The following is a 15,034-nucleotide window of genomic DNA, read 5'->3' as shown; positions in this document are numbered from 1 at the left end:
CTTATTTAGAGATCTGGTATTGATACTAAATACTGGTTGTCAGGGTATTATAAGGTGTCACCTGGATCAGCACCTGCTTCCTGATCGGTGTGTTTCCCATTTTCCAGTATATCGATGATGGGACGAACTTCATAGACAGATGTACTTTTCTTATTTCCCAAAATAATGATCACATACTCCTCGTCCGGACTTGACCATAGCATGGTTGAATAACCGGCCCACCAGCCACCGTGATAGATATACTCCACTTTGTTCATATCATCAGGCTGTGTGATCATCCTGAATCCGAAACCATAGTTATGCCGGCTTTTCTTTTCAAAACTCCTGGGTGTAAATGCTTCTTTTAGCCATTGCTTATTGAGGAGACATTCATGCCTGAGTCCAAAATACCATTTCGAAAGATCTTCTACTGACGAAAAGATTCCTTTGTCTCCATAAACACCATCATAGAATTCCCGTTCCCGTTGCCGGTTGCCGTGGTGACCAATCGTTTTCAGGTTGAGTAGTGTATCAGGGGCATGGGTGTCGACAAAGGTATGGGTCATATCCAGGGGTGTAAAGATCCTTTCCTGCATGAAAGAAGAATAACTTAACCCACTGATTTTCTCTATAATAGAAGCCAGGAGGATAAAGTTTGTATTGTTATAACTGAAAAAAGAACCTGGCTTATTATAGGGTGGGACTATTGGGTTGGCCTTGCAAAACCAGTCAATAATGGTGTCATTGGTAGGTTCAGGGCCATTCATTTTTCTTTTTTCTTCAAAAGCATAAATATAATTAGGTAGTCCGCTTCTGTGGCTCAGTAAATCCTGGATTTTGATTCCATGATACGGGAAATCCGGGATATACTGTTGCACTGAATCTGTTAAAGATAGCTTGCCTTCCTGAATCAGAAGCAGAGTTGCAACACCGGTAAAAGTTTTGCTGATGGAGGCCAGTTGAAAACAACTGTTAATACTCAGAGGTGTTTTTTTCTGACAATCGCTATACCCAAAGGCTTTTTCATAGATGATAACTCCTTTTTGAGCAACAAGGACAGTTCCATTAAATCCTTGCCTTTTATGCTTTTTCTCGAACAGGGTATCAAGAGCAAGGGCCTTTTCATCAGCATGTATCTGTTTCCTGATAGCTGCTTGCTGTGCAGGTGTAAGAAGATGCTTGTCAAAACATTTCTCGGTCTCTTCTGCAGTTTTTGTGCCAGGTGAACATGAGTAGAATAATCCCAGATTGAGAGTAAGTAAGAGTAAGAAACCCGAAAACAGCATTTTTCCCATAAGCCTTGATCAAAGTAGATATTGCAAAAAAACACAATTGTATTTCCTGACCGCATTAAAGTGATGCAGAGTTGTTAACAAAATCATGTGTGAAACCTCATGTCGAATGTATGATGTCGGATGTCGAATGTATAATGTCGGATGGCTGATGTTTGATGTCGGATTTTGGTCCGCCAGCTGGCGGATGGATTTTGGATTTTATATTTTGCATGTTGCACCTATCCGACTAACTGCATTTAATAATTTAAGCAAGAATTTATCTGTCATGCGGACTCGGCACCCAGAGCCAACGGTTTTTCTTCGGGGTACCCAGCACCCAGCACCCAGCACTTATAATTTGTATTTTGCACTTATCGAGTAAATAAATCCGCGTAAATCCGCGCAGCAATTCGCTCATCGCGTTCCATCTGCCGTTTCAGTTAAGTCTGTCACCGCCGATTGCCTTGGTCAGGCTGGTTTTCCACTTTGTACTTTACATTTTGCATTCTACATTTTACATTTTGCACTTTGACATGCTCTTATGAGTAAATTCTCATTAAAAGCAGTAATTCCCCCGGTCAGGCGGATTTTGGATTACCCAAGTGGTGCCTTTGGCGCTGATTTATGATTGCAGATTGTGGATTGCGGAATTGGGTTTAGCCTAAACTGGCACCCATTGCCCAGCACCATACATCCAACATCCGACATCCGACATCCAACATCCGACATCCTGTCATAAGCACAATTCTTGATATTTGAAAAACCTTTTTTCCTACCTTTGGCCAAAATCACATAGCAATTTACCATGAGCATACTTGTAAATAAAGATTCCAGGATTCTGGTCCAGGGATATACCGGAAGTGAAGGGACTTTCCATGCTTCCCAAATGATTGATTATGGAACCAATGTAGTAGGTGGCGTTACTCCGGGAAAAGGAGGGCAAATGCACCTGGGACGTCCTGTTTTCAATACGGTGAAAGATGCAGTAACCTCAACACAGGCTAATGTTTCCATTATTTTTGTACCGCCCGCTTTTGCTGCAGATGCAATTATGGAAGCAGCAGCAGCCGGTATCAAAGTGATCGTATGTATCACTGAAGGAATTCCTGTAAAGGATATGCTTCAGGCAAAGGAATATGTCGACAACCTGGATTGCAGGCTTGTTGGTCCCAATTGCCCTGGTGTTATTACTCCGGATGAAGCTAAAGTAGGTATTATGCCTGGCTTTATTCACAAAAAGGGAGTAGTTGGAATAGTTTCACGTTCTGGCACCCTTACTTATGAGGCTGTTGACCAGCTGACTAAAGCTGGTTTAGGACAGACAACTGCCATTGGAATTGGGGGAGACCCAATTATCGGGACCACCACAAAAGACGCTATGGAATTATTCATGAATGATCCTGAAACTGAAGGAATTGTTATGATAGGTGAAATCGGCGGTTCGATGGAAGCTGAAGCAGCCTATTATGTCAGGGATCATGGAACGAAACCTGTAGTAGGATTTATTGCAGGTGCTACAGCTCCAAAAGGTCGTACAATGGGCCATGCAGGTGCCATCGTTGGTGGAAAAGCAGATACAGCTGAAGCAAAGAAAGAAATTATGCGTGAATGCGGAATTACGGTGGTCGATTCACCTGCTGATATAGGTTCTGCTATGCTTAAACTCCTTAAAGGATAGTTAAAATACAAATATATTTGGTGCCCTCAGGTATCACTTCAAGACGAGCAATGCTTTTCAGTATTGCTCGTTTTAATTTATCAGGGTCTCAAAGAATAACTCGTTGATTGCTGTACTTCAGGCTTAGAAGTCAGGATTGCTGCTATGCTTGAAGAAAACTGACTCTGGTAATTTGTCAGGGTTTCTCTATTCTTTCATAGCAACCCAGGTCAGGGCCCGCATCCGATAGTCGTGAATTCCCCTTTAAATCAGAGTTGATATTCCGTGAAGAAGTTGAAATGATGGAAAGACTTCCTGCATCTTTAGCGAAAGATAAAGTATCTAACTCGAATTGTCCGATCCATGGATCAATAAATGCAGCCTCTTCATTTATGATGCAATTCACAAACAAGTGTGAGAATTTTGATGACTCTTCTGTCTGAACAAGACAGTTATCAAACTTAACATTAAAGGAACTGCCGGCAATACTGTCAAGGATGATTTCTTCAAAACCGTTTCCCATAATAATGCAGTTGCCGAAATAAGCCTCTTCAAGTGCAGTAGGAGTCTGTGTACCATCAGAATAATAATTGTTGCTTAATAATAAAGTCTGAAATTGTTTGCTGGAAGAACTCCAGTAATTTGAGAGGGTGCAATGCCTGAACTCACATTTTCCACCGGCATCAATCGCCACCGCATAACCTCCACAATTTGAAACTTGTGAGTTATACACCCTGATATTTGAATGGATTGAAAGAATCCCGAAGTTTACCATATTATGTATGATGCAATTCATGAATATGGCATTTGGTATGCTCCCAATAGTGGTGCTATCCATTGCAACTCCATATCTCCCGTTCCTGATGTCAGCGTATTCAAATAGATTTCCGGTGCTTTCACCTTCAATTAAAATTCCTAACCATTGCCCTGAAACCGTTTCATATTCCTCATCCAGCCTGTCAGCCCTGAATTGAACAGGCTTTTCCAATGTTCCATTCACACGGATAGTTCCTGAATTTCTGACAATCAGCCCGCTATTATTATGAAAATAAAGCCTTGCACCTTGTTCAATATTCAAAGTACACAAGGAGTCTACCACCAGGTTCCCATAGATAACATGAGGTTTTTCGGCACCCAGAAAAACAGAACCTCTCAGGGTGTCGTTGGCATGAAACCAGGCATCCTGTCCCCATGAAACCAGCTTTACATCCTGGTGATTTCCATTGCTGATAAAAAGGATGGAATCTGTCTGAATCAGCGGATTATCCTGGTTATTAGGATCAATAGTGACTTTTACAAAAATGAAAGCACTATCATTAGGCCCAATTTCCAGGTCTTTCACTTCAAATGCCGATTGACCATCAATATTAATACGATAGGGAGATGCTGAGCCCCGGGCAAGCCTGATCGATTCAACGATCACTTTCTGATTGCTTTTATTCCTGACAAGTAATGGCTTTGTAGCGCTGCCAATACTGGTAAAAACGGTATCAAATAAGATGGTATCATTACTGAATTCCAGTCTGAAAGCAGGGTCAGTATTCAGGTTTTCTTTTGTACATCCGTTATAGACCATTAAAATACATGCCAGGATGCAAGAAAATACAATATAAGGAATGATTTTTTGGAATGATCTCATGGATTGCCTTTCAGTGCAAAAATAGAAGCTTCATTCTAATTTACGTTCAGAACTTGTTTTTATTATCAATGATTTGCAAAAGTGCCGCTTTTATTGATAATTTTATACAGAATCTTCATGGAAACGAGAGTCTATTTTTATTTAGATTCAGTATTGCCAATGCATTTGGAAATTCAGCGATACAAATCTATAAAGCATTGGTATCGAAGGGCAAGGAGTAAATAGATTTTATAATCAGATATGTGAATATTTGATAATCTTTAATACCTTTGCAAACTTTTTAAGACTGATTTCGTTAAAGATTAAAATATTGATATATTATGAGTTACATTGAATTTGAAAAAAAGAAACTAGTTAATCTCGAATACTCTTTAACTCGTGAACTTCTCAGATCGAACCGTGCCGGATCATATTCCAGTACTACGATCATTGGATGTAACACCCGCAAATATCATGGGTTACTGATTACTCCGCAACCGCAGTTGGACGGTGGCATGCATGTATTATTGTCGAACCTTGATGAATCAGTGATTCAGCAGAATACCGAATTTAATCTTGCTATACATCGTTACAAAGGAGGAGTATATAATCCGGCTGGACATAAGTATGTTGCTGATTTTAATACTGATCCGATCCCGACTGTTACTTATAGGGTAGGTGGGGTAGTGCTTACCAAGGAGATGTTATTTGTCAGTAATTCTGATCAAATCATAATCAAGTATACCCTTGTTCAGGCCAATTCACCAACCCGGCTTCGATTCCGCCCTTTCCTTGCTTACCGGAACACTCATACGTTGAGTAAAGCCAACATTGATGTGGAACGGAAGTATGACCCGATTCTGAATGGAATAAAACTCCGGATGTACCAGGGGTATCCTTATCTTCATATGCAGTTTTCAAAGGATCCTGAGTATGTGCATGTTCCTGATTGGTATTATCAATTCACATATACACGGGAACGTGACCGTGGATATGACTATGTAGAAGACCTCTTTACTCCCGGATATTTTGAATTGCCCATTGCAACGGGTGAAAGCATCTACTTTGTAGCAGGATTGGAAACTGAAAATCCGGCACAATTTGGGCGCATGTTTGCTGCTGAAACAAAACGCCGGGTTCCAAGGGATAGTTTTGAGCATTGTCTTCAAAATGCAGCACAGCAATTCATCCTCAGAAGGGGCAAGAAAGTGGAAATTATTGCAGGATTTCCCTGGTTTGGAAGGGTGTCGCGCGATTCCTTTATTTCATTGCCGGGTTTAACCCTTATCAATGGTGATTATAAAACCTTTAAAGAGGTACTTGCCAACCTGATAGCAGAAATGAAAGGCCCACTTTTCCCCAATCTCGGAACTGGAAATAAAGTGGAATATAATGCAGTAGATGCCTCTCTCTGGCTTTTCTGGACTTTACAACAATACAAACAGTTTTCCGGAGACCGGAATATCTGGAAAAATTATGGGAGTCTTTTACAGATGATTCTCGAAAGTTTCAGGCAGGGTGCTTCCTATAATATCCATATGATGGAAAATGGATTACTGTATGCCGGGATACCTGGTGTTGCTGTTACATGGATGGATGCTGTGGTTGAAGGAAAACCTGTGACTCCTCGCACCGGTCTTGCAGTTGAAGTAAATGCACTCTGGTATAATGCCATCCGGTTCGCTATTGAACTTGCTGAGGAAGCCGGAGAAACTCAGTTTGTCGATAGTTGGAAACCTATTGCTGATAGGATTCCTGCTTCATTTATAGAAACTTTCTGGCTGGAAGATAAAAGTTACCTGGCTGATTATGTTCATGGCGATTTCAAAAGTAAATCAGTTAGACCTAACCAGGTATTTGCTGCTTCATTACCCTATTCGCCACTGACAGAAGAACAGAGAAAAGGAGTTGTTGACAGGGTGAAGAGTGAGCTATTAACTCCCCGGGGTTTAAGAACGTTATCTCCGAAAAATCCTGCTTATAAACCTGAATACTCAGGTAACGAAATTGAACGTAACCTGGCCTATCATCAAGGTGCAGCATTTCCCTGGCTCCTGGGTCATTTTGCAGAAGCATACCTTAAACTATTTGAAAAGGCCGGTGTTTCATATATAGAAAAGATATATGCAGGATTCGAAGAAGTAATGTCAGAACATGGCATTGGCACAATTTCAGAGTTGTATGACGGAGATCCTCCTCATAAACCTTCCGGAGCTATCTCACAGGCATGGAGTGTTGCAGAATTGCTGAGAGTTAAGCATTTGATCGATCAAAATAAAGAAACCAAAAGTAAACCCAGAAAAAAGTAGAAAATTATAAATTCCATGAAAGTATTAATGTTTGGTTGGGAGTTTCCCCCTCATATTACCGGAGGTTTAGGTACAGCATGTTTCGGAATGACTAAAGGTTTGATGAAACATGATGTTGAGGTTTTGTTCGTTGTTCCAAAAGCATATGGTGACGAAAGTCAGGAAGCTGTCAGACTGGTAAATGCAAGTGATGTTCCTGTATTTATGAATGATCCTGTTTCCAGGGAACACTGGAACCAGATCACTTTCATGGAAATTGGCTCAAACCTGATTCCTTATGTGGGTCCGGAAGACTTTGAAATAATGGTGCAAGAAAACATCAAATCATCAACCACTGTCTCCAACCCTGTTTTTGCTGAGAGGTATCAGTTTTCAGGGAAATATGGTCATGATTTGATGGAAGAAGTGTCGAGATATGCATTGGTTGGCTCATCTATTGCTTCTGCAAACGAATTTGATGTAATTCATGCTCATGATTGGCTTACCTACCCAGCAGGAGTTGCTGCCAAAAGAATAAGCGGAAAACCTTTGGTGGTGCATATGCATGCTACTGAATTCGATCGTTCCGGCGAAAATGTTAATACCAATGTGTTTGAAATAGAAAGAAAAGGAATGGAAGAAGCTGATAGGGTCATAACTGTCAGCAACCTCACCAGGAATATTGTAATTGAACGCTACGGAATTAATCCTGATAAGGTAATTACCGTTCATAACGCTGTGGAACCTTCCGAAAGAAGTGATATTGAAATTGGTGAAAAGCATGTCCGTGAAAAAGTGGTGACATTCCTGGGTAGAATCACTTTCCAGAAAGGACCGGAATATTTCATTGAAGCTGCTAAAAAAGTGCTGGAACGGGATCCGAATGTCCGCTTTGTAATGGCTGGTACTGGTGATCTGATGGAGAAAATGATACGAAGGGTTGCCAAATTGAAAATCTCAACGCATTTTCATTTTACCGGTTTTCTCAAAGGTGAAAATGTAGATCGAATGTTTGCCATGAGCGATGTTTATGTCATGCCTTCAGTATCAGAACCTTTTGGAATTTCACCACTTGAAGCCATGAGGTCCAATGTCCCTGTTGTGATCTCTAAACAGTCAGGTGTTGCTGAAGTACTCAATCATGTGATGAAAGTGGATTTCTGGGATATCGATGCCATGGCAGATGCAATTTACGGACTGCTGCATTATGATGCTATGACGAATATGTTCCAGGAGTATGGTACCGAAGAAGTGGACAGCTTGAAATGGGAAGAAGCTGCCGGTAAAATTAAGCAAGTATACGAATCTGTTTTACAATAAAAATTGTCTCTAAATTACTTTCTATGAAGTCATTATGCCTTTATTTCCAGATTCATCAGCCATTCAGGCTTCGAACATACCGGTTTTTTGATATCGGCGCTGATCATTACTATTATGATGACTACACTAACAGGCACATAGCCAAAAGGATTGCAAATCATTGTTACCTTCCTGCTAACCAGGTTTTATTGAACCTGATCAAAGAATATGGTTCTTCATTTAAGGTTTCATTCAGTATTTCCGGCACTGCATTGGAACAATTTCAAAAGTATGCTCCTGAAGTGATTACTAGCTTTGCAAAACTGGCTAAGACAGGAAATGTAGAATTCCTTGCTGAGACTTATTCCCACTCACTTGCCTCTGTAGTGGATCAGGGTGAATTCAAACGCCAGGTTACTGACCATGTGAATGCCATTGAATCGTTATTTGGCGTGAAACCTGTCACATTCAGAAATACAGAGCTGATTTATTCCAATGATATCGCCGGACAAGTATTGGATATGGGATTCCAGACCATGCTGACAGAAGGTGCCAAGCATGTGCTGGGTTGGAAAAGTCCCAATTACCTTTACTGCAGTGCTTCTCATGATCGTTTGAAACTTCTGTTGAGAAACTACCAGTTAAGCGATGATATTGCATTCCGCTTTTCACAAAGAGACTGGAGCGACTGGCCATTAACTGCTGAAAAGTACATTGGCTGGCTTAATGCTGTTGAGAAGAAACAGGAAATTGTGAATCTTTTCATGGATTATGAAACCTTCGGCGAACATCAGAAGGCAGATACAGGGATTTTTGAGTTTTTATATGCTTTTCCATCAAAACTGATTCAGTCAGGAAAATGGAAATTACTCACTCCTTCTGAAGCTGCAAAAGAGTTACAACCAGTCGCAGGTCTCAATGTACCTGATGCCATATCATGGGCTGATGAAGAAAGAGACCTCACGGCATGGATTGGAAATGATCTTCAGGATGATGCTATTGAAAACTTATACTCGGTTTCACATATCATGGCCGAATGCAACGATCCTGACTTAAGGACTGATTGGCACTATCTTCAGGCTAGTGACCATTTTTATTACATGTGTACTAAATGGTTCAGTGATGGTGCCGTTCATCATTATTTCAATCCCTATAATACGCCCTATGAAGCATTCCTGAATTATATGAATGTACTCTCTGATTTCCTTATCAGAGTAAAGGATTATGCTGCCAACAAAGGATTGAATGCTATTAAGCCGAAAGAATTACCTAAAGCGAAAGATGACAAAAAGGTGGTTTCTGTCGGGAAAAAGACGAAGTCAGCACCCGTAAAAGTAGCCAAAACAAAAAAAACAGAAAATAAAAAGGAAGTTAAGAAATCAGGAAACTAGCATTCTTACAGAGTTTTTGAATCAATCGGTAAGCTCTTAAACATATTACATAAGGCATGTCCGGGACTTGTCTTATGTAATTTTTTTTACTTTTGGCCCGCTTTTGATGGGTTACTTATCCGAAAATGAGGGATTAATCTATGTTCGTTTGAAGCGTAACCTAAAGCTAAATTACTTATTAAGTTGACATTATGAGTGAAAAGAAGTTAAGTAAACCTGATTATATTTTCGAAATCAGTTGGGAAGTCTGCAATAAAGTTGGAGGAATTTATACTGTAGTTTCTACAAAAGCCTCCGGACTCCAGGAGACTTATGATAACAATTTTGTACTTATAGGCCCTGATGTTTGGAAAGAAACTACCCAGAATCCTGATTTCACTGAAGATCGTACAATCTTTAAATCCTGGCGTGAACAAGCTGAAGCCGAAGGACTAAGGTTTAAAATCGGAAGATGGAATATAAAGGGTAATCCAATTGTGATCCTGGTTGATTTTTCAATGTATATTTCCATAAAGGATAAAATCCTTGCCGAATTCTGGGAGAAATACAAGTTGGATAGTATCACCGGAAACTGGGATTATTTTGAACCGGCATTATTCGGATATGCTGCAGGGAAGGTCATCGAGAGTTTCTATAACTGGAACCTTACTGCTGATGATAAAATTATTGCTCATTTTCATGAATGGATGACCGGGAGCGGAATCCTGTACCTCCGTGACAGAGTCCCACAAGTAGGTTGTGTATTTACAACCCATGCTACTGTAGTTGGCAGATGTATAGCCGGCAATGATTTGCCGCTTTACAGCCATTTTCATGATTATTCCGGTGAGGGAATGGCTCATAGATTCAATGTACAGGCCAAGCATTCAATGGAATCCCTTGCAGCAATTAACAGTGATGCTTTCACTACTGTAAGCAAACTTACTGCTGACGAATGCAAACAATTCATTGGCAGGGATGTAGATGTAATCACACCAAACGGTTTCGATGATGCATTGATCCATGATTTTGATGAACTAAACGATAAAAGAGCGATTGCACGTGATAAGATTTTATCAGTTACACAAGCTGTAATCGGTCAGACTATGCCAGCTGATACATTGCTTCTGGTTAATAGCGGGAGATATGAATTCAGAAATAAAGGTATCGATCTGTTTATTGATGCACTTGCTGAATTGAATACAAATCAAAGCCTTACCTACCCTGTAGTAGCATTTATTACAATTCCGGCGAATCATTCAGGCCCGGTACCCGGAATTCTCGATCGTCTCCTTGATCCCAAAGATGACCAGGCGTTATCCGGTAAATACCTGACACACGGATTATTCGAAGCCGAATATGACAGGATTCTGCATCACCTCCGGGAAAGGAAGCTCATGAATGGAATCGGTGATAAGGTTAAAGTGATTTTTGTTCCTAGCTATCTGAATGGCAATGATGGAGTATTCGATATTCCTTACTATGATCTTTTGCCTGGTTTCGACCTTTCAATTTTCCCATCATATTATGAGCCATGGGGTTATACTCCGCTGGAAAGCCTTGCATTTGGTGTCCCCACGGTAACAACTACCCTGGCAGGATTTGGATTATGGGTTCAAAGCAATCTGAGGAATGATAGTGTAGTGGTGATCGAAAGAAATGATGAAAACCAGGATAAAGTGGTTGATCAAATTGCCCAGACGATTCTGAAATTTGAAAAGATGTCAGAAAGTCGGAGGGGCGAACTTGCTCTATTGGCTATTTCTACGGCACGTTCAGCTCTTTGGAATAATCTGCTGACTTATTATTATAAAGCTTATGGAATAGCTCTTCAAAAGGTTGCTCTTCGTGCTGAACTATTCAGAAATAAGCAACTTATTGAAACAGTTAGCAGTGTAAATGGGAAAAAGCACACACATCCTGAATGGAGAAAAGTGCTGATTCGCCAGGCATACCCTGACTCCCTGAAGGGATTGGTTGAAATATCCATGAACCTTTGGTGGTGCTGGAATACAGATGCCATTGAACTTTTCAGGATGATTGATCCTGAAAATGCAGGGAATATTGACCAGAATCCTATTTTCCTGCTAGAATCCTTATCACTCCAGCAGCTTCGGCGCCTGGAGAAAAATGAATCCTTCATGTCAAAACTTCAGTCTGTTTATGCCCGTTTCAGGGAATACATGGATAATGAAGGAAAAATAAAGCCACAGGTTGCCTACTTCAGTATGGAGTTTGGATTACATGATTCATTGCAGATTTTCTCCGGTGGTTTGGGGGTTTTGGCAGGCGATTACCTGAAGCAGGCGTCTGATACCAATATCGATATGATCGGAATTGGACTGCTTTATAGATATGGTTACTTCAAACAGGGTTTATCAGTTAGTGGTGATCAAATCTCACAATATTTTCCACAGCGTTTTAACCACTTACCCATCAAGCCGGTTAGGAATGAAAATGATGAGTGGCTCCAGGTGAGTGTTGCACTGCCAGGGAGAACTTTATATGCAAAAATATGGCGCGTTGATGTTGGAAGGGTTCCTTTATTCCTGTTGGATGCCGATATTGAAGAAAACAGGGAATCGGATCGATTTATTACCCACCGCTTATATGGCGGGGACCTTGAAGTTCGGTTGAAACAGGAGTTATTGCTGGGAGTAGGGGGAATCCGGTTACTTCATACATTAGGAATTGATCCGGATATCTATCATTGTAATGAAGGTCATGCTGCCTTTATTGGTATTGAACGTATGCGGAACTTCGTTGAAGAAAAACAATTCTCTTTCTCACAAGCTATTGAAATCGTCAGAGCATCAACCCTGTTTACCACTCATACACCCGTACCTGCGGGTCATGATGCTTTCCCTGAAGATATGCTCAGGACTTATATTCCTCATTATGCCGATAGGTTGAACATCTCATGGGATGCCTTTATGAACCTTGGCAGGTATGTTGAAGATAAACCGGATGAAAAATTCTCTATGAGCGTCCTGGCATGTAAACTTTCCCAGGAAATCAATGGAGTTAGTGAAATACATGGCAGGGTTTCAAGGGAAATGTTTGTGAATATGTACAAAGGTTTCTTTGAAAAAGAACTTCATATTGGCTATGTAACAAATGGCGTTCATTACCCAACATGGGCATCACCTAAGTGGAGGTATCTCTATGAAAGCCAGTTTGGTGCAGACTTTATGAATGACCAGTCCAATCCTGAACACTGGCAGCGAATCCATTCAGTACCTGATGAGAAAATCTGGCAGATCAGGCAGGAATTACGGGGTGATCTGGTTGATTTCATTCGCAAACGTTTACTGGATTCTATGGGCTCCAGGCAGGAAAATCCGCAGAATGTGATCAGGACTGTTGAAATGCTTGATAAGAATGCATTAACAATTGGATTTGCCAGGAGATTTGCAACTTATAAAAGAGCTCATCTTCTTTTCTCAAACCTCACCCGCCTGGCAGAGATACTTAACAGGCCCGGATTGCCGGTTCAATTGGTATTTGCAGGAAAAGCTCACCCGGCAGATAAAGCAGGTGCCGACCTGATTAAACGGATCATAGAAGTTTCAAGGATGCCACAGTTCATCAGTAAAGTGATCTTCCTTGAAAATTATGGGATGGAAATGGCCAAGAAACTCGTTCAGGGAGTTGATATCTGGTTGAATACCCCCACTCGCCCGCTCGAAGCATCAGGAACCAGTGGTGAAAAGGCCATCATGAATGGTGTCGTGAATTTTAGCGTACTCGATGGCTGGTGGGCCGAAGGTTTCAGACCAGATGCCGGCTGGGCCCTCCCGGAAGAAAGTATTTATCAGAATCAGCAGTTCCAGGATGAACTCGACGCTGAAACCATCTATAACATACTTGAAGACGAGATCATTCCAATCTTTTATGCAAAGGATTCCAGGGGAATTTCAAGTAAATGGATATCATATATCAAAAATACGATCTCAGGAATTGCTCCACATTTTACTATGAAACGACAATTGGACGATTATTGTAATCTTTATTACAAGAAATTGCATCAAAGGTCGCAGATTCTGAAGGAGGATGACTATTCCCAGGTAAAGAAACTGGCCGGATGGAAAAACAGGATGCTCAGAAACTGGGATAGCCTGGAAATCGTTGACGTAAGTCTGCCAAATTCTACCATCAGTCCGCTTGATCTTGGTGAGACACTTCGCTCAGAAGTAATACTGAATCTTGGGGAAGTGAATCCGGATGATATCATGGTGGAATTAGTGGCTGGTCAAAGAGTAAACGATCAGATGATTGAACCCCAGGTAATCCATGTGCTTAAACTTGATAGGATGGAAGGGGATAACGCCGTTTATGCCTTTGAAGTAACTACTACCCGATCAGGTGTGTTTGATATCTCATTCAGGATTACCCCCAAACATCCTCTGTTACCGCATCGTCTTGATTTTAACCTTGTTAAATGGGCCTGATAGCTTTAAACTCAGGTACTTTTTGAGTGTCATTTTTGGATTACAGGCATTATATGTACTTTTGCAACCGGGGTTGTTTCAAAAGCAGTTTATGCTGAAGCACTTTTGGAAACAGTCTGAAATTTATTAAATCTAGACATCCGCCTTAGACGGTCAGAATTCAGCATCCAGGATCCTGCCCGACTGTCAGTATAGAAAAGATAGAACCATTATTTGGAAAATGATTCTGGATTCTGGCTTCTGACTCCTGAATTCTTCGGGAAATGACCTTTTTAGACAATCCTTAAAACTCCTGATTATTAATCAATCACATTTAAAATGAAGTTACTGGAAGGAAAAACAGCATTAATCACCGGTGGTTCCCGGGGAATTGGAAAAGCAATCGCGATCGCTTTCGCTGAAAATGGTGCCAATGTTGCATTCACTGATATTCGTCGGGATGAAATCATGGAAGAGACAGAAAAGGAACTAAATGCCATGGGTATAAAAGCCGTGGGTTATGCATCTGATGCCAGTTCCTATGAAGATAGTGAAAGGGTTGTAGATGAGGCTGTTAAGGAATTTGGCAAGATTGAGATCCTGATCAATAATGCTGGTATAACCCGGGATAATCTGCTCATGCGAATGACAGAAATGGACTGGGATCTTGTAATAAAGGTAAACCTTAAATCAGCTTTTAACCTGACTAAAGCAATTCAAAAGTATATGCTAAAACAACGGTTCGGCTCAATTATCAACATGAGCTCTGTTGTGGGTGTAAGTGGAAATGCAGGCCAGTCGAATTATTCAGCTTCAAAGGCCGGACTTATAGGTTTCACAAAGTCTATTGCTCAGGAATTAGGTTCCCGTAACATCAGGTGTAACGCCATTGCCCCAGGTTTCATTGAAACCGACATGACCGCAAAACTACCAGAAGATGTGAGAAAAGCCTGGGCTGAACAGATTCCTTTACGCAGGGGCGGAAAACCTGAAGACGTTGCCAAAGCATGCGTATTCCTGGCAAGCGACCTGTCAAGTTATATCACCGGACAGGTACTCAATGTTTGTGGAGGGATGAATACCTAGTCTTCAGATACATAATAAGAAGCTGTCTCATAA

The 15,034-nt window shown here is 41.0% G+C and carries 8 protein-coding genes; 6 read left to right on the top strand and 2 right to left on the bottom strand.

All coding sequences use genetic code 11. The features are described 5' to 3' along the window. Window positions 1-47: 47 nt before the first annotated feature. Window positions 48-1,265 carry a beta-lactamase family protein gene (locus tag IPH84_04905; GenBank protein MBK7172571.1) on the bottom strand — a complete coding sequence of 406 codons (1,218 nt, stop codon included), beginning with the start codon at window positions 1,263-1,265 and terminating at the stop codon, window positions 48-50. A 793-nt stretch (window positions 1,266-2,058) separates the two neighbouring features. Between IPH84_04905 and sucD the strand changes: the two genes are divergently transcribed. Then, a complete protein-coding gene (sucD, locus tag IPH84_04900; protein ID MBK7172570.1) occupies window positions 2,059-2,931 on the top strand; it encodes a succinate--CoA ligase subunit alpha in 873 nt (290 codons plus the stop codon). Window positions 2,932-3,106: 175 nt separating this feature from the next. Here the strand turns inward: sucD and IPH84_04895 are convergent, their stop codons facing one another. Beyond that, window positions 3,107-4,549 carry a right-handed parallel beta-helix repeat-containing protein gene (locus tag IPH84_04895; protein MBK7172569.1) on the bottom strand — a complete coding sequence of 481 codons (1,443 nt, stop codon included), beginning with the start codon at window positions 4,547-4,549 and terminating at the stop codon, window positions 3,107-3,109. A 320-nt stretch (window positions 4,550-4,869) separates the two neighbouring features. On the opposite strand from IPH84_04895, the gene IPH84_04890 reads away from it, so the two are divergent. From IPH84_04890 to fabG, 5 genes are all read left to right on the top strand, one after another. Further along, a complete protein-coding gene (locus IPH84_04890; protein ID MBK7172568.1) occupies window positions 4,870-6,837 on the top strand; it encodes a glycogen debranching enzyme family protein in 1,968 nt (655 codons plus the stop codon). Window positions 6,838-6,852: 15 nt separating this feature from the next. After that, entirely contained in the window at window positions 6,853-8,136 is a 1,284-nt protein-coding gene (locus IPH84_04885; protein ID MBK7172567.1) for a glycosyltransferase family 4 protein, read from the top strand. Between the two features lie 23 nt (window positions 8,137-8,159). Continuing rightward, window positions 8,160-9,506: an alpha-amylase gene (locus IPH84_04880; protein ID MBK7172566.1), complete on the top strand. Its 1,347-nt coding sequence runs from the start codon at window positions 8,160-8,162 to the stop codon at window positions 9,504-9,506. Between the two features lie 191 nt (window positions 9,507-9,697). Beyond that, window positions 9,698-13,936 (top strand): alpha-glucan family phosphorylase, encoded by a 4,239-nt coding sequence (gene glgP / locus IPH84_04875; protein ID MBK7172565.1) that lies wholly within the window; start codon window positions 9,698-9,700, stop codon window positions 13,934-13,936. 318 nt (window positions 13,937-14,254) lie between these two features. Further along, window positions 14,255-15,001 carry a 3-oxoacyl-[acyl-carrier-protein] reductase gene (gene fabG / locus IPH84_04870; GenBank protein ID MBK7172564.1) on the top strand — a complete coding sequence of 249 codons (747 nt, stop codon included), beginning with the start codon at window positions 14,255-14,257 and terminating at the stop codon, window positions 14,999-15,001. Window positions 15,002-15,034: the final 33 nt, after the last annotated feature.

The sequence above is a fragment of the Bacteroidales bacterium genome (genome assembly GCA_016707785.1).
GTDB lineage: Bacteria > Bacteroidota > Bacteroidia > Bacteroidales > UBA4417 > UBA4417.
This window is presented reverse-complemented; position numbering and strand designations above follow the sequence as displayed.